The sequence below is a fragment of the Lutispora sp. QWL-02 genome (assembly GCF_058315355.1).
Map to the genome: position 1 here is coordinate 1,307,613 of NZ_CM177762.1, position 21,259 is coordinate 1,328,871.

General features: G+C 39.9%; 24 protein-coding genes and 7 tRNA genes. 27 read left to right on the plus strand and 4 right to left on the minus strand.

What is annotated here, in order from left to right:
• Positions 1-42: 42 nt before the first annotated feature.
• The 7 genes from cwlD (at position 43) to AC4HCY_RS05915 (ending at position 8,190) form a co-directional block, all read left to right on the plus strand.
• A complete protein-coding gene (gene cwlD / locus AC4HCY_RS05885) occupies positions 43-765 on the plus strand; it encodes an N-acetylmuramoyl-L-alanine amidase CwlD (RefSeq protein ID WP_491095552.1) in 723 nt (240 codons plus the stop codon).
• 486 nt (positions 766-1,251) lie between these two features.
• The gene (gene trkA, locus AC4HCY_RS05890) at positions 1,252-2,658 is read left to right on the plus strand and encodes a Trk system potassium transporter TrkA (RefSeq protein WP_323433206.1); all 1,407 of its coding nucleotides are present in this window, start codon (positions 1,252-1,254) and stop codon (positions 2,656-2,658) included.
• The gene (locus tag AC4HCY_RS05895) at positions 2,609-4,060 is read left to right on the plus strand and encodes a TrkH family potassium uptake protein (RefSeq protein WP_491095553.1); all 1,452 of its coding nucleotides are present in this window, start codon (positions 2,609-2,611) and stop codon (positions 4,058-4,060) included. The genes trkA and AC4HCY_RS05895 overlap by 50 nt, the downstream gene beginning before the upstream one ends.
• 128 nt (positions 4,061-4,188) lie before the next feature.
• Entirely contained in the window at positions 4,189-5,646 is a 1,458-nt protein-coding gene (locus AC4HCY_RS05900; protein WP_491095554.1) for a spore germination protein, read from the plus strand.
• 30 nt (positions 5,647-5,676) lie between these two features.
• Entirely contained in the window at positions 5,677-6,780 is a 1,104-nt protein-coding gene (locus tag AC4HCY_RS05905) for a GerAB/ArcD/ProY family transporter (RefSeq protein WP_491095555.1), read from the plus strand.
• On the plus strand, positions 6,764-8,029 hold the full coding sequence (locus AC4HCY_RS05910) for a Ger(x)C family spore germination protein (RefSeq protein WP_323433202.1): 1,266 nt from the start codon (positions 6,764-6,766) through the stop codon (positions 8,027-8,029). The genes AC4HCY_RS05905 and AC4HCY_RS05910 overlap by 17 nt, the downstream gene beginning before the upstream one ends.
• Positions 8,026-8,190, plus strand: coding sequence for a hypothetical protein (locus AC4HCY_RS05915; RefSeq protein ID WP_323433201.1), 165 nt, complete (start codon positions 8,026-8,028; stop codon positions 8,188-8,190). Before AC4HCY_RS05910 ends, AC4HCY_RS05915 begins: the two co-directional genes overlap by 4 nt.
• 4 nt (positions 8,191-8,194) lie before the next feature.
• On the opposite strand, the gene AC4HCY_RS05920 is transcribed toward AC4HCY_RS05915, so the two are convergent.
• Positions 8,195-9,310, minus strand: coding sequence for a DUF362 domain-containing protein (locus AC4HCY_RS05920; RefSeq protein WP_323433200.1), 1,116 nt, complete (start codon positions 9,308-9,310; stop codon positions 8,195-8,197).
• Positions 9,311-9,579: 269 nt separating this feature from the next.
• Here AC4HCY_RS05920 and AC4HCY_RS05925 point away from each other — a divergent pair, with 269 nt between their 5' ends.
• From AC4HCY_RS05925 to AC4HCY_RS05985, 13 genes are all read left to right on the plus strand, one after another.
• Positions 9,580-10,755 (plus strand): M20 metallopeptidase family protein, encoded by a 1,176-nt coding sequence (locus AC4HCY_RS05925; RefSeq protein ID WP_491095556.1) that lies wholly within the window; start codon positions 9,580-9,582, stop codon positions 10,753-10,755.
• A gap of 78 nt (positions 10,756-10,833) precedes the next feature.
• Positions 10,834-11,799: a metal ABC transporter solute-binding protein, Zn/Mn family gene (locus tag AC4HCY_RS05930; RefSeq protein ID WP_491095557.1), complete on the plus strand. Its 966-nt coding sequence runs from the start codon at positions 10,834-10,836 to the stop codon at positions 11,797-11,799.
• Between the two features lie 82 nt (positions 11,800-11,881).
• Positions 11,882-12,370 (plus strand): metallophosphoesterase family protein, encoded by a 489-nt coding sequence (locus AC4HCY_RS05935; protein ID WP_323433197.1) that lies wholly within the window; start codon positions 11,882-11,884, stop codon positions 12,368-12,370.
• Between the two features lie 70 nt (positions 12,371-12,440).
• Positions 12,441-13,487: a GerMN domain-containing protein gene (locus AC4HCY_RS05940; protein WP_491095558.1), complete on the plus strand. Its 1,047-nt coding sequence runs from the start codon at positions 12,441-12,443 to the stop codon at positions 13,485-13,487.
• Positions 13,488-13,569: 82 nt separating this feature from the next.
• Positions 13,570-14,340 carry a ribonuclease PH gene (rph, locus tag AC4HCY_RS05945; protein WP_323432976.1) on the plus strand — a complete coding sequence of 257 codons (771 nt, stop codon included), beginning with the start codon at positions 13,570-13,572 and terminating at the stop codon, positions 14,338-14,340.
• The gene (locus tag AC4HCY_RS05950; protein WP_323432977.1) at positions 14,315-14,914 is read left to right on the plus strand and encodes an XTP/dITP diphosphatase; all 600 of its coding nucleotides are present in this window, start codon (positions 14,315-14,317) and stop codon (positions 14,912-14,914) included. The genes rph and AC4HCY_RS05950 overlap by 26 nt, the downstream gene beginning before the upstream one ends.
• 217 nt (positions 14,915-15,131) lie before the next feature.
• Positions 15,132-15,205, plus strand: a tRNA-Gly gene (locus tag AC4HCY_RS05955).
• A 4-nt stretch (positions 15,206-15,209) separates the two neighbouring features.
• A tRNA-Arg gene (locus AC4HCY_RS05960) sits at positions 15,210-15,286 on the plus strand.
• An 11-nt stretch (positions 15,287-15,297) separates the two neighbouring features.
• Positions 15,298-15,374: transfer RNA gene (locus AC4HCY_RS05965), tRNA-His, on the plus strand.
• An 11-nt stretch (positions 15,375-15,385) separates the two neighbouring features.
• Positions 15,386-15,461: transfer RNA gene (locus AC4HCY_RS05970), tRNA-Gln, on the plus strand.
• 62 nt (positions 15,462-15,523) lie between these two features.
• A tRNA-Leu gene (locus AC4HCY_RS05975) sits at positions 15,524-15,607 on the plus strand.
• Between the two features lie 184 nt (positions 15,608-15,791).
• A tRNA-Gly gene (locus tag AC4HCY_RS05980) sits at positions 15,792-15,866 on the plus strand.
• 45 nt (positions 15,867-15,911) lie between these two features.
• Positions 15,912-15,988: transfer RNA gene (locus AC4HCY_RS05985), tRNA-Arg, on the plus strand.
• A 99-nt stretch (positions 15,989-16,087) separates the two neighbouring features.
• Here AC4HCY_RS05985 and AC4HCY_RS05990 read toward each other — a convergent pair.
• From AC4HCY_RS05990 to AC4HCY_RS06000, 3 genes are read right to left on the minus strand one after another with little or no spacing between them, the layout of a single operon-like run.
• A complete protein-coding gene (locus AC4HCY_RS05990) occupies positions 16,088-17,269 on the minus strand; it encodes a tyrosine-type recombinase/integrase (RefSeq protein ID WP_491096084.1) in 1,182 nt (393 codons plus the stop codon).
• A 29-nt stretch (positions 17,270-17,298) separates the two neighbouring features.
• A complete protein-coding gene (locus AC4HCY_RS05995; protein ID WP_491095559.1) occupies positions 17,299-17,772 on the minus strand; it encodes an ImmA/IrrE family metallo-endopeptidase in 474 nt (157 codons plus the stop codon).
• An 11-nt stretch (positions 17,773-17,783) separates the two neighbouring features.
• Positions 17,784-18,125: a helix-turn-helix domain-containing protein gene (locus tag AC4HCY_RS06000; RefSeq protein WP_491095560.1), complete on the minus strand. Its 342-nt coding sequence runs from the start codon at positions 18,123-18,125 to the stop codon at positions 17,784-17,786.
• A gap of 187 nt (positions 18,126-18,312) precedes the next feature.
• Between AC4HCY_RS06000 and AC4HCY_RS06005 the strand changes: the two genes are divergently transcribed.
• The 7 genes from AC4HCY_RS06005 (at position 18,313) to AC4HCY_RS06035 (ending at position 21,259) form a co-directional block, all read left to right on the plus strand.
• Positions 18,313-18,534 (plus strand): helix-turn-helix transcriptional regulator, encoded by a 222-nt coding sequence (locus AC4HCY_RS06005; protein WP_491095561.1) that lies wholly within the window; start codon positions 18,313-18,315, stop codon positions 18,532-18,534.
• 27 nt (positions 18,535-18,561) lie between these two features.
• Positions 18,562-18,846, plus strand: coding sequence for an excisionase (locus AC4HCY_RS06010; protein WP_491095562.1), 285 nt, complete (start codon positions 18,562-18,564; stop codon positions 18,844-18,846).
• 102 nt (positions 18,847-18,948) lie between these two features.
• Positions 18,949-19,128, plus strand: coding sequence for a hypothetical protein (locus AC4HCY_RS06015; protein ID WP_491096085.1), 180 nt, complete (start codon positions 18,949-18,951; stop codon positions 19,126-19,128).
• Positions 19,129-19,233: 105 nt separating this feature from the next.
• The gene (locus AC4HCY_RS06020) at positions 19,234-19,554 is read left to right on the plus strand and encodes a Rha family transcriptional regulator (protein WP_491095563.1); all 321 of its coding nucleotides are present in this window, start codon (positions 19,234-19,236) and stop codon (positions 19,552-19,554) included.
• A complete protein-coding gene (locus tag AC4HCY_RS06025) occupies positions 19,499-20,239 on the plus strand; it encodes an ORF6C domain-containing protein (protein ID WP_491095564.1) in 741 nt (246 codons plus the stop codon). The genes AC4HCY_RS06020 and AC4HCY_RS06025 overlap by 56 nt, the downstream gene beginning before the upstream one ends.
• A 19-nt stretch (positions 20,240-20,258) precedes the next feature.
• Complete coding sequence (locus AC4HCY_RS06030) at positions 20,259-20,636, plus strand: hypothetical protein (protein ID WP_491095565.1); 378 nt, start codon at positions 20,259-20,261, stop codon at positions 20,634-20,636.
• Positions 20,637-20,779: 143 nt separating this feature from the next.
• A complete protein-coding gene (locus AC4HCY_RS06035) occupies positions 20,780-21,259 on the plus strand; it encodes a hypothetical protein (protein WP_491095566.1) in 480 nt (159 codons plus the stop codon).

Consider the following 21,259-nt stretch of genomic DNA (forward strand, 5'->3'; position numbering starts at 1 on the left):
TATTTATACCTTATTATATAAGTGTTTTTTGGAGGTGGTATATTGAAGCTTATTATAGTAGATAGAAGGCTTCTGATAAAATTGGGAGCCGGAATTTTAGGACTGATGCTGCTCTTGCTTTGTTCTACCTTTATTTACACCGATGCAATGAATGCCTATAGGCTTCCTATGAAGAATAAAGTGATAATGATTGATCCCGGACATGGAGGCATAGATCCGGGAGCGATAGGAATAACAGGAGCAGTGGAAGATGATATAAACCTCCAAATAGCCTTGAAGCTCAGAAAGCTTATTGAACAGTCAGGCGGAGTCGGTTTGATGATCAGGGAGGATGACAGCGGTCTATATGGTGACGGCAAAACGAGGATAAGGGATAAAAAAAATGATGACCTCAGAGAGCGGCATAAAATGATAAATGAATCCGGAGCCGATATATTCATCAGCATACATTTGAATTCCTTCCCCCAATCCCAATATTACGGAGCACAATGCTTTTATATGGCGGGCAATGAAGAAGACAAGAAATTGGCCGAGCTTATCCAGAGTGAAATGATCGATGTCATTCAAAATGGAAATACGAGACAGGCTAAAGGGATAAATACACTGTATATATTGAAAAATAACAAGATGCCAGGGGTTCTGGTAGAATGCGGCTTTCTTTCAAATCACCAGGAAGAGAAGCTGCTGCAGGAAGATAAGTTTCAGGAGAAGATTGCCTGGGGAATTTTTATGGGCATCATGAAATATTTAGAAGGCAAAAGCTGATATTAACCCATCAGAAAATTATAGTTAAGCATGCAAAGCTAAGATAATATTTATTTTCTTAGCTTTGTTTTTTGCGATTTGAAGAATGCTTGTAAGCAGGCAGTTATTGTATTATCATAGACACATGTAAATAACTTGAGGAGGATAGAAGAAAATTTGCCTATACTAGACGTCAAGTTATAAGAGAAAGCTAAAAAATACGATATAGATGAAATATTCCAGCACTAATAAGACATATTCATTAAAATTCATGAGAAATCGGTCAAATTAGCGATAAAACACCCTTCCTATTGAAGTTGCTGTTATTGAAGTATTAATGTAGAATTATTTATGCGCCAATTTATGTTTTTTTAAAATGCATAGGGAAGTATAAATTTTCTTTAGCTATCAAAATTTGCTAACGGAAGACTTTGTTCTAAATAAATGCTATAATTATTATTATTGATTTCCCAAAATTATATTATCGGGTACTTTGGAGGGAACCTAATGCGTATTATAATAATCGGAGCAGGAAAGGTAGGCTACAATCTTGCTTTGAATCTTTCTAAGGAGGACCATGACGTTACTATAGTAGATAACGATCAAGAGGCCTTGCAGAAAGCAGAAGAAAATTTGGACGTGTTGTGCATCAAGGGAAATGGTGTGAGCACCAATATACTGATAGAAGCCGGTATCAAAGAAACGGATCTTTTGATTGCGGTAACAGACAGCGATGAGGTAAACATGGTTTGCTGCCTGACCGGCAAAAAACTGGGTGCATTCAGCACTATAGCAAGGATAAGAGACCCTGAATATGCCCGTGAATTGACCATGCTCAAGGAAGAAGTAGGGATAGACATGGTGATAAACCCCGAGCATGCTGCTGCAGAAGAGATAGCCAGAAGCCTCACCTTTCCTTCGGCAGCAAATGTGGAAAGCTTTGCAAAAGGCAGAGTGAAGATGATCGAAGTGAAGATTACAGAGGATATGCCTATTGCAGGCGTAAAGCTAAAGGATTTGTCAAACAAAAATTTGCATCCTATTCTGATAGGAGCAGTCGTCAGAAATGGCGAGGTCATTGTGCCAAATGGAGATTTTGAGATACAGGTGGATGACAATATATATATTCTAGGTAATCCTTCAGGTATTATGAACTTTTTCAAAGGCTGGAGCCAAAGCCATACTAAGATAAGGAATGTTATGATAGTTGGTGCCGGCAGAATAGCATATTACTTGACAAAAATGCTTCATGAAATGGGCATTAAGGTTAAGATCATTGAAATAGACAGGGAGAAATGCGATGAATTTGCGGATTTGCTTCCCAACACGCTTGTTATAAACGGCGACGGCACCGATGAGGAGGTACTCCTATCTGAAAACATCGGAGAAATGGATGTATTCATATCCTTGACGGGAATGGATGAGGAGAATCTGATTTCGGCTTTGATTGCCAAGCAGAATGGAGCAAAGTGGGTTGTTTCAAAAATAAGCAGAATAAATTATATGGGAGTGGTAACCAAGCTGGGTATAGATAGCGTCATATGTCCCAAAATCACAACCACCAATCAGATCTTAAAATATGTGAGAGGCAACTCCATAGAAACTCTATACAGAATAGTTGAAGGACAAGCCGAAATATTGGAATTTATACCAAAACAGGGCAGCAAGATGTTGAATATACCTCTTAAAAAACTGAAGCTTCCCAAGGACGTGATTGTTGCTACTATAGTGAGGAAAAATCAAATCGTCATACCCCACGGGGACGATGTAATATGCAAAGATGACAGGGTAATAATCATAATAAAAAATAGAAAAATAGAAGATCTGGATGAGCTTGTCGGGGGCTTCATAGGAGGGATTCAAAGTGAACTTCAAAATGGTATTAAAAAGCTTGGGGATATTATTAATATGTGAAGCTATCGCTATAACACCCTCTCTTGCAGTTTCAGGCATATATAATGACGGGGCAATGAAATCTTTTGCCTATACGCTTTTGATGCTCATAGCAGTCGGGCTTGTACTGATAAACCTGAAGCCTCAAAGCAAAAGCATATATGCAAGGGATGGCTTTGCCATCGTAGGTTTTGGCTGGGTATTGGTATCCTTTTTCGGTTCTTTGCCTTTTTATCTCAGCAGATCCATACCATCGCTGGTGGATAGCTTTTTTGAGGCGGTTTCAGGCTTCACTACCACTGGTGCAAGCATTCTCATGGAAGTTGAAAGCCTTCCAAAGAGCATTTTGTTCTGGAGAAGCTTTACCCATTGGGTAGGGGGAATGGGAGTACTGGTATTCACATTAGCCATACTTCCATCGGTAGGTGCAGGAACGCTTCAGATAATGAAGGCCGAAAGTCCCGGACCAAATCCGGGAAAGCTTGTTCCCAGAGTTGGCAAGACTGCTAAAATATTGTATGGAATATATCTTGTTATAACGGTGATTCAAATAATATTTTTAGTAATAGCCGGAATGCCGGTGTTTGACGCTTGCATTCACACCTTTGGCACTGTCGGCACCGGTGGCTTTTCCAGCAAAAATATCAGCGTAGGTGCTTACAACAACGTATTTGCAGAAGTTATAATAACCGTATTCATGCTTATGTGCGGAGCTAACTTTTCCCTGTATTATCAGGCCATAAAGGGCAACTTTAAGGCCTTGTTCAAGGATGGGGAATTCAGGTTCTATATAGCTGTAGTCTCTATATCAATAATACTCATAACTATAGATCTATATGGAAATATTTTTTCTGACCTGGGGGAATCCCTGAGACATTCTTCGTTCCAGGTAGCATCAATAATAACTACTACAGGCTACAGTTCCACAGACTTTGATAAATGGCCCATATTCTCCAAGTTGATCTTATTCTTTTTGATGTTCATAGGAGGATGTGCCGGCTCTACCGGCGGAGGAATAAAGAATATAAGGATACTATTGCTCATTAAAACCATGAAAACCGAGCTTATGCAAATAATCCACCCAAGGGCAGTATATCCTGTGAGGATTGGCGGTAGAGCTGTTGATGAGAGGACGCTGTCGGAAATTAAAAGCTTCTTTTTTGCTTATATTTTTATTTTTGTGGCGGCTTCGCTAATAGTGTCTCTTGATGATTTTGATATCGTTACTACCTTGTCCTCTGTGGCGGCGACATTGGGCAATATAGGCCCGGGCTTTGCTATTGTGGGACCTATGGGCAACTTCTCAGCTATGTCGGTGCTGAGCAAAATGACCCTTTCCTTTGCAATGCTGATAGGAAGGCTGGAGATCTATCCCATATTGCTCCTCGCTATGCCCGGCTTCTGGAAAAAGGTCAGCATATAAGCTTTATACTAAAAAATAAACCTCTGAATCTTTATGATTGAGAGGTTTATTTTTTAGTATAAATTTTTCGTATTTATGGAGACTATTACTATATTTGTCGAGATAAGCTTTGGGATGGTGAGTTTTATATGCGGAAGAAGCTTTGGGATATATTTATATATAAGGATAAGCCTAAAAAAGATAAATTTGAGCTGCTGGAAACCAAGGAAGATGACAGAGGTGCAGATAAGAATGATTACAATGATGATAAGGATTCATTCATCTATTCGACTCTTGAGAAAAATCTTGAAAGGCTTGAGAATGATTTCAAAATACCGATAAACAGCGATATAACAGTGAGAAAGCTCAAAATATGCGGGAGCATAGGCGCCTTCCTTATTTTCGTGGATGGTTTGGTCAATAGAAAGCTTCTGGATGAAGTAATCCTGAAGAACCTTATGACAGGGACTGGGGGCTTGGACCTTGAGGAAGCTGATTTGATTGACATGTTGATCAATAAAGTTGTTAATATTAATGATGTTGCTAAAGAAAATCGGTTTGAAAAGATTGAAAATGATATACTAAGCGGTTTTTGCGCTCTCTTTATAGAAGGCTTTGATTCGTGCGTCTTATTGCAAGTGAAAGGCTATGAAAAGCGAGGCATAGAAAAACCGGAAAATGAAATAGTGGTGAGAGGATCTCATGAAAGCTTCGTAGAGGATTTGCCTACAAATCTTTCTATTGTGAGAAGGTTATTTAAAAATAGAAATCTTATAGTAGAAACTATGATTGTGGGAGCGGAAAGCAACCTAAAATGCGCAGTCATATATCAGGATGGAGTTGTGAATCCGGAGCTTCCGAAAGAAGTAAAAAAGAGAATCAGTAAAGTAAAATCACAAGCTATATTGAGCAGCGGGATGCTGGAGCAGTATATCGAGGATAATAGATGGATGCTCTTTCCGCAGATAATCAGCACAGAAAGACCTGACAGGGCCATATCCTTCCTTCTGGAAGGGAAGGTCCTTGTAATGCTGGACGGTTCGCCTTTTGCCTGTGCAATGCCTATAACCTTCTTTACTCTTTATCATACTTCCGCAGATAATAACCTTCGCTGGTATTATGGAAGCTTTATAAGCATGATAAGGATGGCAGGGATACTGATAGCCGTGTTTCTGTCCAGCTTTTATATCGCTCTGATATTGTTCAGCCAGGAGATGATATCCTCCGAGCTTTTGGCATCGATAGCCTCTGCCAGGGAGGGTGTCCCCTTTCCCACGATTGTGGAGCTGGTTGTGATGGAATTGGCCTTTGAGCTTGTCAGAGAAGCTGCACTCAGGGTGCCGGGAGTTATCAACCAGACCCTGGGTATCGTAGGAGCTTTGATATTGGGGCAGGCTGCCGTACAGGCAGGCTTTTACGGTATTTCCATAGGAATGTTTATGTTTTTCGCGCTGATGTGCAGCATGAAGTCCTTCGGAGTCCCATTTTTAGCGCCTGTGACTCCAAAGCTTAGAAACAGCCCGGATATAATTCTTGCAAAACCTATAAAATATATGAAATACAGACCTGATGAACTAAATGCTCTAAAAAAGAAAAAGAAGAATTAATAATACTCGGTTGGACTTGAGGTGATTATAATGGAGGAAGGCAAAATAGGAAATATTGAGATGCTTTGCATCATTGTTAATGCAACGGCATGCAAAGCGTTTTTTACCAGCATTGCAGCAGTCGTGCAGAAGGTAGGTACTGTAGGATGGTATATGACGCTGATATCCATGGCAGTGAGTTTGATGGTTTTTAGCCTGATGCTTCAACTGGTCAAAGCCTATCCGGGGAAGAACATTATGGAAATATTTGATGAAGCATTGGGCAAAAAGATAGGAATGCTACTTAACCTTATATTTTGTTTAATTTTGCTTTTATCTATAAGCATAACACTGAGAGAATTTACTGACGCTACCAAGGTATATCTTCTTAATGAGACTCCCCCTGGCTTTATAGTAGGATTATTCATCATAGCCATAGTTTTTGTCAGCTTTCTTGGTCTTGAGAGCATTGGCCGGGTGGCAAAGCTTTTTTCCTATCCTCTGATTTTTGCTTTTATCACTGTAATATTATTGTCATTCAAGAGATTTCAAGCATATAGATTATATCCCTTATTAGGCTACGGAGCAAGTGCCACGTTGGAAAACGGGCTTATAAGAAGCTCGGCCTATGGTGAAATAATACTTTTGGGCATTTTTGCAAAAGCCCTAAATAGTACCAAAGACTTCGGAATTGTAGGCCGCCGGGGCATTCTGATATCCGGTGCGGTTATTTCAACCGTACTGTTTTCCACCATACTGTCCTTCCCTTACTTTATTGCAGGTGAGCTTATGGACCCTGTATATATAATGGCCTCTCTCATTGACTATGGAAGGTTCTTTCAGAGGATAGAAGTAGTCTTTATATTTACCTGGAACTTGAGTACATTAATAGGTTTGACCGCTGTATTCTATGGCGCTGTAGCCTGCTATACCCATGTTTTTGATATGAATGATAAAAAACCTATTATTGTTTCTTTTGCATTTATAGTTTATATACTCACACTTATTGTACCCACCGTATCCATAATGCTGGATTATGTAGTGCCTAATCTCAGACAGCTTGGCTGGGTAGGTTTTTACACACCTATTTTGATTGCATGGCTTATATGGTTCTTTTTCAAGAGGAGGAAGCAAGCCTATGCTAAGGAAAATTAGTCTCATATCTATTTTATTTTTCATAGCGGTTTTCTTATCCTCCTGCTTTGATGCCCACGAAGTTGGTGATTATGCTTATGTCACTACCATAGGCATAGACAAAGGCATAGTGGATAAATGGCGCTTCAGCTTTCAAATAAGCGATATGAGATCCGGCAGCAAGACGCAGGGCGGCGGCGAACAAGAAAAAACAGAATATGTTGCTTTAACAATAGATGCACCGACCTTCTTTAAGGCTACAAATGTACTGAATACATCATTGGCAAGAATGCTGAACTTCAGACATACCAAATATTTGATAATATCCAAGGAGGTTGCGGAACGGGGTGAGTTCGGAGATGTTATGGGCCCAATAATACGCTTCAGAGAAATACGAAGAAATGTGAATGTAATAGTATCACAGGGCACTGCGGAAAGCTTTATCGATAATCTCAAGCCCGTAGTGGGTTTGTCCATGCCTAAGATGCAGGAAGGCTTCATGGAAATCTCTAAGCAAACCGGGTTCTCTCCTCAAATTAAGCTCAGCGATTTTTACAGCTCTTTAAAGTCCACCTATAGACAGCCTATCGCAATCATGGCTGGAATCAATGATTTCAGCCATTTGCCCAGAAACGACGGAGGGGGAGACAATGAACAGATCTTCATAGGAGAAAGATATGCGGGTGAGCTGCCCCGAAAGGGAGGAAACCATATTGAGCTTTTTGGGACAGCTTTATTTGATGGAGACAAGATGGTCCACAAGCTGGATGGCTATGAGACAAGGGTTATGCTGATGCTGCGGGGAGAATTTGAAAGAGGAACTTTTTCCCACAATGACCCTCTCAGGCCTGATCTGGATGTGGCTGTTGATCTGAGCCAGCACAGCAAGCCCAAGGTGAAGGTAGTGTTTGATGAAGGCAAGCCTGTTATTTATGTAAATATAAGATTGGATGGGACTATACTCGCCATTCAAAGCAGAATTAACTATGAGAAAACGGATATGATCGGATATCTGGAAGGCTTGATTGAGACCACTATAAAGCATCAAGCAGACGCCCTTATAGATAAGGCTAAAGAATTAAATGTAGATTTTCTTAACTTCGGCCATCATGTAGTGAAATGCTTTTCAACCATACAAGAATGGGAAAAATATAATTGGCTTGAGAAGTTTAAAGATATTAAGGCAGTTGTAACGGTGGATGCAAAGATAAGAAGGACAGGAACAATGATAAAGAGCTCACCGGTTCTGCAAAAAGGGGGCAGAAAATGATTAAGAAGTATTTTTTGCTATTATTCCTGCTGCCCTCAATTTATGTGGGCAGCTATGCTTATATCTGCTTGAAAAAGGGTGAAAAAAAAGCAGCAGCAGGTGCCTTTATAGCTGCTGCTGCGCCTTTAATACTAGCTGTAATAATGTTTTTTAGCGAATAGCCCTTTAAAGCTCAATCAGCTCATATTCCATTGTGCCCATGCCCAATTCTTCACCGTAGGAAAGCTGCATCTCTCCCTTTGTATCAGGATGCATAGCCTTAAACTTATCTTCGCCGCTTTCCATGCCGCAGCCGCAGTCGCCGATTTCACTATGAGCGTTGCCTCGCTGTTTGTTGACCAGGTCATAGCTGGCCTGATCGATTGCCACCGGATCAAAGGAAGCTAAAATACCTATATCCGGCACTATGGGAGCATCGCTCCAAGGTACGCAGTCGCATAGCGGTGTTACATTCATAACAAAATTCATGAAAGCGATTTTATTCTTTTTTGTTGCCCATGCGCCATAGGCATATTCGGTCATTCTCTCAATAAATGCATCCATGGCAGTTCCCCACTGGGGCCTTATCACATTATAGATGCACATGGATACACATTCGCCGCAGCCTATGCATTTCTCATTCTGTATGTATGCTGCTCCGTCAGCCATCACTATAGCATCGGCAGGGCAGCTCTTAATACACATCCTGCATGCTTTGCAATCCTTGCCTACTTTGGGCTTGGCTGTTGAATGCTGCTGCTGCTTGCCTGCTGCCGGTGCACAACCCATAGCCATGTTTTTTATCGCCCCTCCGAAGCCTGCCGTCTCATGGCCTTTGAAATGGGACAGCACCATCATGGAGTCGGCATAATAAACAGCAGATGAGATCTTTACGGTGTCAAAATGCTTTTTGCCGATGTGTACATCTACGGAATCCTTGCTGTAAATTCCGTCTGATATGACCAGAGGTGCATTGACTACAGCATAAGCGAAACCGTTCTCTACCGCAGTCACAAGATGATCAATCCCGTTGGCCCTGCTGCCCTTGTACAAGGTATTGGAATCTGTTAGAAAAGGCTTGCCTCCGCTTTGCTTTATTTTGTCAACTACTTGCCTGGCATATATGGGATTGATGAAAGCATTGTTTCCTCTTTCTCCAAAGTGTATTTTGATGGCTGTAAGCTTTTCAGGAGCGACTATTTCGCTGAATCCTGCCTTATCAAAAAGCTTGGCCACCTTTTTTGATATGCTTTCAGAAGGCTTTCCGGCTCTCATATTAAAAAAATAAACCTTTGATTTCAAATATATCCCTCCGTATGTGTGTTTTATAAAAAATGCGAAGCATTTTTTATGTCTCTAGTCTCTAGCCAATGGCTACTAGTCTTAGGGTATTCCTTTAGGGTCATAGGTTATGGCAAAATCCGTGCTCCCCGCTTCCCCGTATTTTTCGTAACCTATACAACATTATACTATTTGTTACACCAATATTAAATATACAGGCTGCCTAATATTGAAGGCAGGCCCGCCAATTGGTATAATCTATATGTAAAAATGAGATGAGGTGTATATTGATGGATTTTTATAAAGAGGCGCTCGGATACAAAGAGTTATTGGTGAATATTAGGAGGGACCTTCATCGAGAGCCGGAATTGGGCTTTGAAGAATATAAAACCTCTGAAAAGATCAAGAAATTTCTTGACAGCATAGGGGTCGAATATGAAAGCATTGCTAAGACAGGAGTAAAAGCTATTATAAGAGGAAAGGGAGATAAAACTGTAGCATTGAGGGCAGATATGGATGCCTTGCCCATCCAGGACAAAAAAGAACGCTCATACAGCTCACAAATAGGAGGCAAAATGCATGCCTGTGGGCATGATGCCCATGTGACGGTGCTTTTGGGGGCCGCTATGATCTTGAAGAGCATGGAAAAGGAGCTCAAAGGCAATGTGGTGCTGATGTTTGAGCCTGCGGAGGAGACTGTTGGAGGGGCCAGATACATGATAGAAGAAGGGGTTCTGGAGAATCCTCATATTGATGCGGTGATAGGGCTCCATGTAGATGAAAGCCTGAAAAGCGGCACTATAGGTTTGAAACCGGGTGTAGTGCATGCTGCCTCGAATCCCTTTGCAGTAAAAATAAAGGGGAAGGGCGCCCATGGAGCCCATCCAGATATGGGAATAGACCCGATCACTATAAGCTGCAATGTGATAAATGCACTGCAGACATTGATAAGCCGTGAAACTTCTCCTACTGAAGCGGCAGCGCTGACAGTCGGGTCTATACATGGAGGCACTGCAGAGAATATTATACCTGATGAAGTGGAGATCAAAGGAACTATGAGAACCTTAAGCAAGGAGCATAGAGAAAGGCTGAAGGTCAGGTTCAAAGAGGTTGTGGAAGGCGTTTCATCCTCTATGAGAGGAACTGCTGAAATAAGCATGATAGATGGCTATCCATGCCTTTATAATGACGGCCCTATGCTTGAATTCGTGCGTAAAACAGCTTCAGAGCTGATAGGCGTCAGCAATATTGTCGATATTGTCAACCCAAGCCTCGGTGTGGAAAGCTTCGCCTACTTCTCTATGTCAAGGCCCTCTGTTTTCTACTTCCTCGGCTGCGGGAACAAGGATAAGGGAATAATCCATCCTGCTCACAACAGCCTGTTTGATATCGATGAGGATTGTTTGCCTGTAGGTGCTGCACTGCAAGCTGCATTGGCATACGGTTTTTTAAATAATAATAAGTAATCTCACGCTATATATTTACAGAAAAGAGGAAATACTATACAATGTAAATGCAAATAACTTGCAAATAGGAGGTATAGTATGAGAAAAACTATTTTATTTGTATCATTGATTTTAGCATTGACGTTCTCGGCAGCAGCTTGCAAAGATGCTTCCAACGCCGCAGAAAACAGCGGCACAGGGAAGTTAAAGATATTTACAAGCTTTTATCCTATGCATTTCATAGCCAAGGAAATAGCTCAGGACAAGGCGAAAATCATAAACATGATACCTGCCGGAGTGGAACCTCACGACTGGGAGCCCACCCTTAAGATCATGGCCCAGCTCCAGGAAAGCGATATCTTTATATATAACGGAGCGGGTATGGAGCGATGGGCTGAGCGGGTGATCAAAAATCTGGATTTGAACAGGACAAAGGTTGTTGAGGCAAGCAAAGACATAGAGCTTATAAGAGGGGAAGATGCAGGGACTAGTCTTGAACATCCTGCAGAAGAAGCCCACGGACATGACGAGAATGATAATGATCCTCATGTATGGGTAAGCCCTGTAAATCTGAAAAAGGAAGCGGCCAATGTATTGAATGCCTTAATAGAGAAGGACAGCAAAAACGAAGCTTTTTATAAAGAAAATTATGATAAGCTCTCACAAAGGCTTGATAAGCTGGATAGTGATATCAGAGAAGCCGCCAAAGGCTTTAAGGGCAATACTATTGTGACCTCCCATGAGGCCTTCGGATACTTTGCCAAAGAATATGATCTAATCCAGATCCCTATAAGGGGAATCTCACCTCAGCAGGAGCCGAGTACGGCAAAGCTGGCTGAAATAGTTAAGCTTTGCAGAGATAAAGATATCAAATATGTTTTTGTTGAGAAGTTTGTCAGCCCCAAATATTCTGAGACCATAGCCAAAGAGATCAAAGGCGAGGTGCTGACCTTAAATGCAGCACACGGCTTGACGGAGGAAGAAGAAAAGTCTGGCATAGATTATGTATCCATCATGTATGATAATCTGAAAAATCTTGAAAAGGCTTTAGGAGGAAATAAGTAAAGGAGTTTTTTGACCGTATTGTTTTCAAATGGCACAAAAGGTGCAGTGATGATGGTAGAAAAATGAAAATACAGGGGGTTTTATGATAAAAATAGGTGTGATTTCTGATACCCATATACCAAGAAGGGCCAAAGCACTGCCTGATTTTGTGTTTGAAGCCTTTCATGGTGTAGATCTCATCTTGCATGCAGGAGATTTGCTATCTGAAGATGTTGTCACAGACTTGGAAACCATAGCTCCTGTCTATGCAGTAGCAGGAAATAATGACAGCTTCGGCATATACGAGAAATACGGCGACAGGAGAATAGTAGAATCGGGAGGCAAGAGAATAGGACTCACTCACGGCTATGGCCATAATAAGACCTTTTTGAATGCTTATGCGGAATTTTTAAGCGATGATGTAGACTGCATAGTATTTGGGCATAGCCATGTGCCTTACAATGAAATTATGGAGGGCGTATTGCTCTTCAACCCGGGATCCCCCACAGACAGAAGATTTCAGCCAAAGTTCTCACTGGGCATTCTTTATGTTGATAGTTCGATAAAAGGTGAGATACTATATTTTGATTAGTCTCAAATAAATGAATATACCATGTAGCCCCCTAATATATATAATATAGAACTTTTAGGGGGTGAAGAGATTGAGAAGAAAACTTTATATTATATTGGTTGTTTTATTATGTATCACTTTGACAGGCTGCAGCAATCCGTTGGCCTCTCTGAGGGAATTTTTCAACAAAAAAACAGCAATAGATATAAAGCTGCCGGAAGACGAGATTAAAGAAACAGACGACTTGAGCGAGGTATCATCGGAACAGCCGGAAAATACAAGAGCCACCGTTCTATATTATAAAGATGCTGAAAATCTTTTGGTACCTGTCATGAGATACATACCAAAGGGCGATATGGGATTGGCAAAGGCTGCAATAAAGGGCATCATATATAGCCAGGAGTTGGCTGAGGATATAAAGCCTATAGGCCTGTCTCCCACGCTGCCCCAGGGCACTAAAATCAATGGTGCAGTAATAAAAGACGATGGCTTGGCCATATTGGATATGTCCAAGGAAATTTTAAGCTTTGGCAGTGCGGAAGGAGAAGAAATAGGGGTCAAGGCTCTGGTATATACCTTGACTGAGTTCTCCAATATTAAATCGGTGCAGATAAGGATTGACGGAAAGCAAATCGATGAAATGCCCTTCGGGACAAAAATAGGAGGAAATCTGAAGCGCTCGGAAATCAATTTGATAAAGCCAGAAAAATTAGGTGATAAATTATCGAAGGTTATGGTATACTATCAAAAGAAGGGCACCGGACGTTATTCATATTTTGCACCTTTGACAAAGCTGGTTTCGGGATATACGAATAGCGCTGAAGCCGCATTGAATGTACTCCTCGAAGGGCCGGACCCCAAAACTGGACTCAAGAACCCCTTCCCCGTAGGGACTAAACTTTTGGGAGTGGAAGTAAATGATGGGGTTGCTTATGTAAACTTTTCTGAGGAAATACTTAATGTTTCGACCTTAGCAGAAGAAAGAGCAATAGTAAAAGCTGTAACACTCACACTAAGGGAATTCCCGGCTATAAAGAAAGTTAGATTGTTTGTGAACGGCCAAACCGTAGAAAATACTGAAAGCATCGGTTCAAATGAATATTTGGACGTACCTGTGTTTGTGAACTTTTATGAATAGCAATTGATATCCACTTGGGTTAACTCAAGTGGGTTTTATTTGAAACTATAATAACCAAAAGATGTTTGAAAGGATGAAAGAAATGGAGAGAATAGATGGTAGAGCACTGAATCAGCTCAGACCTGTTAAGATTACGCGAAATTACCTGAAGCATGCTGAAGGCTCTGTACTCATTGAGATGGGAGATACAAAGGTGATATGCACCGCCAGTGTAGAAGAAAAGGTGCCGCCTTTCATGAAAGGTCAAGGCAGAGGTTGGGTGACCGGAGAATACGGCATGCTTCCCCGTTCTACCGAAGTCAGAAAGCCAAGAGATTCAACCAGGGGCAAGGTAGACGGAAGAACTATGGAAATACAAAGGCTTATAGGCAGAGCTTTGAGATCCGTGGTAAATTTGGAAGCACTAGGAGAGATTACCGTTTTTATAGACTGTGATGTTATACAAGCAGATGGAGGCACCAGGACGGCTTCTATAACAGGAGCTTTTGTGGCGTTGGCAGATGCTTTGCATAAGCTTAAAATCCAGGGGAAAATATCAAGGATACCTTTGGATAGCTTTGTAGCTGCAGTCAGTCTAGGAATAAAGGAAAGCAATATCCTGCTGGATTTAAATTATGCGGAGGATTCTACCTGTCAGGTAGATATGAATATAGTGATGACGGAGAAAGGCCATCTGGTTGAGATACAGGGCACAGGCGAAGAAAAGCCCTTTACAAAAGAAGAGATGGAACAAATGCTAAGATTGGGGGAACAAGGCATAAAAGAATTGATAAGGATACAGAAGGAAAGCCTTGGAGAACTGGCTGGTATAATAGGAGATGAATGTAATGGAAGTAGTAGCAGCAACAAATAATCAGCATAAATTGGAAGAAATAAGGGCTATACTGAAGGATGTGGGCTATGAGGTGCTTTCCTTGGACCAGGTAGGCATAAAGATAGATATAGAGGAAAATGGGAGCACCTTTAAGGAAAATGCTTTGATAAAGGCCAGGGCCATATGGAAGCTCACGGGCAGACCGAGCATTGCAGATGATTCCGGCCTTGAGGTATTTGCCCTAAGGGGCGAACCGGGAGTTTACTCTGCGAGGTACGCAGGTGTGGAAGGCGATAAAAAAGACGCAGCCAATAACAAGAAGCTTCTGGACAATATGAGAAGTGTCCCCAAAAATGGGAGACAAGCCAGGTTTGTAAGCTCTATAGCTCTTGTTTTGTCAGACGAAGAGGAAATAGTAACAGAAGGCTATATAAATGGAAGTATAGGCTTTGAGGGAAAAGGAGAAAATGGATTCGGATACGATCCGCTTTTCATAATCTCAGGATTGGACAAGACTATGGCTGAATTGACTTCAACGGAAAAGAATGAAATAAGCCATAGAGCAAATGCATTGGAAGGATTAAAGAACATTTTGATTCAAAAGAAGGCATAAATATCGCATAAATTGAACAACAACGCAGAAACTAAAAGATAGAGCAAAGAAAATCACATGATAGAGTAAATTTAAATATTGACTGTGGAAGAAATTTCTTTTATACTTAGATGAGTTTCCGCTATAACCAACCCTTTGGAAACAGTTAAAAATTGTTGTTGACAGAGCTTAAATCAGATGCTATAATCTATAAATGTCGGTAACAATTAAATAACATGCGGGTGTAGTTCAATGGTAGAACGTCAGCCTTCCAAGCTGATCGCGAGGGTTCGATTCCCTTCACCCGCTCCAAATTGCGCCTGTAGCTCAGTTGGATAGAGCAACGGACTTCTAATCCGTGTGCCAGGGGTTCGACTCCCTTCAGGCGCACCATTTATATTATGGTGGGTATAGCTCAGTTGGTTAGAGCGCCAGATTGTGGCTCTGGAGGCCGTCGGTTCAACTCCGACTATCCACCCCAAAATGACATCCTGGGGTGTAGCCAAGGGGTAAGGCACCAGACTTTGACTCTGGCATTCCGTTGGTTCGAATCCAGCCACCCCAGCCAAATTTATGACTGTTGGCTGTATAAATATAGCGACCAGAAAATGAACAAAGAAAACTGAACATGCGGGATTGGCGGAATTGGCAGACGCGCTAGACTTAGGATCTAGTGTCAACGACGTGGGGGTTCAAGTCCCTTATCCCGCACCAACTAAAATCAAAGAATGAGTAAAAGAAATTTTTTGTATAAGCGGATAAGTAGATAGGACTTGAACGGGAGGAACAAGAAAATGCGACCCTTGGAAGCATTTTCCCGACCCGGCGTGATAGCGAGCCAAAGCGAGCGGAGCAAGTCCCTTATCCCGCACCAAATACCTAGCTAGTAATGGAGTATGCGGGTGTAACTCAGTGGTAGAGTGTCACCTTGCCAAGGTGAAAGTCGCGAGTTCGAATCTCGTCACCCGCTCCATTTATTTTTATTTTTGTGAAAAGGCTTCTGTAGAAGCATAAAAATGCGCCCATAGCTCAGTTGGATAGAGTCGCTGACTTCGAATCAGTTGGCCGGGGGTTCGAGTCCCTCTGGGCGCACCATCTAGACTGAAAACACTGCATTCCTGCAGTGTTTATTTTTATATATTTTTAGTTTTCCCACACTATTCCCACATTGGGAAAGTAAAAAAAAATAAAAGGCTACTGAAAAATGTGGTTTAGCTCTTCTACTGCATCTATCTTTTTTTCTTTCATGACATGAGTGTATATGTTAGCTGTAATTGATATATCTGAGTGTCCAAGAAGCATTTGAACGGTTTTAAGTGGGACCCCTGCTTCAAACAGCTTAGTTGCAAATGTATGTCGAAGTGAATGAAATTTTTTATGAGGAACTCCGGCTCTTTTAAGCAATCTTTCCCATGCTCGTCTTAGGTTTCTTGCTTCTATAGTCTCTCCAGATTCGGTTGTAAACACAAAATCACTTTCAATATATGAATCCCCTGCTTTTAGCTTCTGAGCTTCCTGAGCAGCTTTATGGACCTCTAGGACAGGTATTAATGCGCTGGGTATTGGTACTGTCCTAATTGAATTTTTAGTTTTAGGATTTTGAATAAGCTTTTTAGATTCTTTGGTCCTGTCAGCAGCAATAATATTAACTCTTTTAATCCTTCTTTCCACTTTTAGCAACTTATCATGAAAATCAATATCAGGCCATTTAAGAGCTAATAATTCACCTTGCCTTAATCCAGTGCCAAGGTTAAGCATAACTATTGCGTTAAGATTATTATCCTGAGGAGCTTGCTTTATTTTTTCAATTTCCTCATCGGTTAAGACTTCTATTACTTCATCTTCATCATCTTTTTCTAGATCCGGGTCTTGAGGTATTACTATTCTTTTACCAGAGCATGGATTCTTTAGTATATAGCCCTCATCAATTGCATAATAGAAAAATGTTTTAAGGAGCTTATTTAAATTTCTAATTATGTTAGAACTTTTGCCTCCTTCAAATAGCTTATTATAATGCCTCTGAAGCTGTATGGATTTTAAATCATTGAGCTTTAAGCCATATATTTCGCTGCTTTCAACATAGTTTCTAAAAATACCTTCATAGCGCTCAAAAGTGGTTGCTTTAATATTGCTAGATACCCTTACAACTTCGAAAAGCCAAGAATGCATTAGTTGACCTAATGACATGTTTTGAAAATCTGCATTAAGACCATTCTTTATACCAAGAAGGTATTGGTCTCTTTTTTCTTCAGCTTCCTTTTTACTTTTCCCATAGAATTCTTTTCTAATTAACTTTCCTTCAGAGTCCCGGCCTATAGAAGCTGTGACTCTGAAATAATCATTGCCATTTTTCGTATAGTTTACTTTTCTGGCTATTTTCCTCCCTCCCTTCTTTGTACCTTGTCCTATAATTGCTTATAGATATATAAGGGCTCAAAATAGATTATGTAATCTCCAATTGTATGCGATAATCCATAGATACCTTTAAAATGCTCCAGTGCCATGTTCAGAAATTCCTCCGTTATGTCCAGAAATTCAGCCAATTCAAATCTATTTTTTACACCTGCATTAAAAGCTTCTATTAATTGTTCAACTCGAATTAATTTTTTCACAGCCATGCGCCTGGCTTTGTTTTCTTGTTTCCTATTCTCGATTTTTGATTGGTCTAGTATATCGCCTACCGTGGTATAGTGATGGCCTAGCTCCTCGGCGAGCATACATCTTTTTTCTGCTATTGTTTCAATATATTTATCTAATAGTATGACTTTTTCTCCATATTCATTGCAATAATAACCCTTTAAGTCATTCGGCAAACGGGCTGAATCATCTATAATTAATTCTTCACTCAATTCTACAAGCATTTTCTCATATGTATTCATAAAATCACCTGCTACCTTTTATGTTTTGCTAAAGCTATTCTGATCGCCAATTCAATAGCATCCTTTTCTTCATCAGAGAGGGGCCCTTCATGCCCTACTTTATGTGCAGCTCTCGTGAGTATATCTTCATTTTGTTTTTGTGTGATTTCATTTGAAGCCATTTCTTCAAGCTGCTCAACTTTTATGTCTAAAGCTTTACATACTTTAATTACATTATCAACGGAGGCATTTCCTATACCTCTTTCTAGCATTGAATGCAAAGTAGTATTTGGAATACCTGCTTTTTCTGCAAAAGCCCTCATACTTAATCCAGTTTCGCTTATTAATCTTTTCAGCACCTCAGACCTTTTCATACCAGAACCCCCATTTCATATATACGAAATTTCGTATCGATACCTATATTGTAATACAGAGTTTTACAATTGTAAATAAAAATATTCTCAATATCGTAAAGTTAATCAAAAAAAGTATTGACAACTTACGATATTGAGAATACAATAAAATCAACATATACGCAATTGAGAACATGGAGGTGATAACATGTATAGAAATTTAGAAGCTGAAATGGCTAGACACGGAGTTAAACGTAAGGATTTAGCCGAACTTTTGGGGGTGAGATATGCAACTATAATTGATAGATTAAATGGGAAATACAGGTTTTATTATGATGAAGCATACAAAATAAAAAAAGAATATTTTCCAGATTTAGAAATAGAATATCTGTTTTCTAATGAAGAATCAGCAACCCAAGAGGTTGTGTAGGGGATGGGCAATGAGGGAGGTGAAAACATGAATAATCTAAAGGGATATGATATGCCTATTGCTAAAGGTGTTGATTTAAAAACCATAATTAAAGAAGCCATAAAGGAAGCTATGCCGTACGAACCAAAGGCTACATTAACTATAGCTGAATGCGCAGAATTTAGCGGTATAGGCAGGGATAAACTTATGGAATTAGCCCACAACCAAAATTCAGGTTTCCCGTGTTTTAGGGTAGGTGTCAAGTTCCTAATTAATAGAAAAAGATTCCTGGAGTGGCTTGATAAGATTTCAGAAGAAAAAAAGCAGTTGTAGAGGTGACAAAATAAAAAATCTTAAAATCAAAGAGTAGTTGCCTTTAAAGGCATTAACATGGTGCATGAAAGATCAGTTGGGTACTTTAGAGAAGTAGCGGAGATGGTAGGTAAACAACATGCAAATTTACTTAGAGATGTAGAAGGCTATATCCAAATATTAGAAAACTCAAAATTGAGTTCTCAGAATTTCTTCATAGAAAGTTCTTATGTGGATGCCAAAGAAGAAGTCAGGCCAACGAAATTCGTCGTTCCCAAATCAATAATTCAGAGACTAGCCTAATAACAGAGTCTGGTTATTTTATGCTAGTAAAATCTCTTACTGACGATTTGGCTTGGAAGGTTCAAGGAGAATTGATATCCATAAAAATTATGTAAGGAGGTACTTATGAACGAACTTACAATTATTAATCAAGATGGAAAGCTGCTTATAGACAGCAGGGAAGTAGCTGAAATGATTGAGAAGCAGCACAAGAATTTATTAGCCGACATTAGAAATTATGAGGATTTTTTAACCGGCTCAGATATCAGCCCGTTAGATTTTTTCATAAAAAGCACTTATACGGATGCTAAGGGAGAAGCCAGACCAAATTACCAAGTTACTAAAAAGGGTTGCGAATTCATAGCTCACAAGCTAACGAAAGGGAGGTTATATGATGAACGAATTAATACCAATGGAATATCACGACCAAAGAATAATAACAACTAAGGTTTTAGCGGAACAATTTGGAACAGATGAAAAGAATATCAGTAAAAATTTTACTAGGAATGAGGGAAGATTCCAGGAGGGAAAGCATTACTACAAGCTTGAAGGCGAAGAACTAAAGGAGTTTAAAGGGTATCACCTAAATGACGAAAGCCTAAAATTTGTAAGCGTTTTGTACCTCTGGACAGAAAAAGGGGCGGCTAGGCATGCTAAAATACTCGAAACTGATGAAGCTTGGCAAGTATATGAAGCCTTAGAAGACACATATTTCAGAGTTAAAAACCAAGCAAAAAAAATTGAAGGCGGTGGCATGAAAGTAATTACATTACTGCATGCGGAGATAGGTGAGCTTATAAACCTAACCAGTACACATGGACAGAGGATAGAGAGCCTTGAGAACACTATGACAATAGACTACAGCCAACAATTAGTTTTACAACAAATAGCAAAATATGTAGCAGTAGAAGCCATGGGTGGTAAGAATAGCAATGCATATAAAGATAAGAGTGTAAGCAGCAAGGTATTTGCACAGGTTTGGAAAGATTATAAGGAGTATTTTGAAGTTAATTCATACAAAAACACTGCAAGAGTCGAGTTTGAAAGAGCTAAGGAATACTTGAAAGGGTGGAAGGCCCAGGGAGCAATCCTGAGGGAAATTGAGACGACAAATCAAAGAGAAGCAAATTAGAAAGAAAGAAGGGTGTATAGTGCAACATTTTTTAAAATTACCCATTGAAGAGCAAATTAATATTTTTATTCAGGATTTAAGCGGTCATGCTAAAGAATGTGAAATATCTAATACCCTGGCAATAGCTACAGCTTATAAAATGAGCGATGAAACATATTTTGCATATTTTGAGGAATTAACCTCAGATGAGATTGTTGGAAAGCTTGAAACCGACTTGAGAGGCGGCTATGAAGAAGAATTTATCGCATGGAATGTAATAATAAAAACTCTGGGTGCTGATAAAGTTTATGACATTATTAGCAATTACGAAAAATACTTTTCGCTTTATGCTCAGAGAATGAATGTAATTAGTGATCTCACAGATGCAATCAATAAGCTTTATGCAATGGCGATATAGAAATGCACTCTATTAAAAAAATAAAAAAGCATTTATCAAAATAGCCGTTTGATAAATGCAATACCCAAAGTGGGCATACCATTATTTTATATTATACCCACTTTGGGAAAATAATCAATAGTAATTTCAAGGGGGGTAATAATATGGAAAACTTATTAGGAAAATTCATTACAGACAATTTTAGCGAGCGAAACCCGTCTGAAAATGACAATTATAAACAGGCGGTAGAGGAACAACAGAAACTCTTTGCTAAAATTAAAGGAGCATTGCCAAAGGATAAAACAAGTCTAATATTTGATTACGATTCCAGCAGTAACTTAGTTTTAAGTATAAATGAAGAAGAAACATATAAATGCGGTATTTCTGACGGCATACAACTCTTTAAAGATTTTAAAAGACTTCAAGGATACAAGGTTTCAATTGATGCAATGCAACGTTTATATGAAATTGATGATGCATATAAAAAGGAAGTCCTAAATGTTACTGGAGAAGAAGCTAATAAGCCAATACTTGAATTAATAAACAAATATCGTCCAGGAAACATTTCTGAGTTTATGCTTTTCATTCTCCGCAAGGCTTATGAAGATGGTAAAAAAGATGGCTTTGAAGAAGCGCTTAGCTAG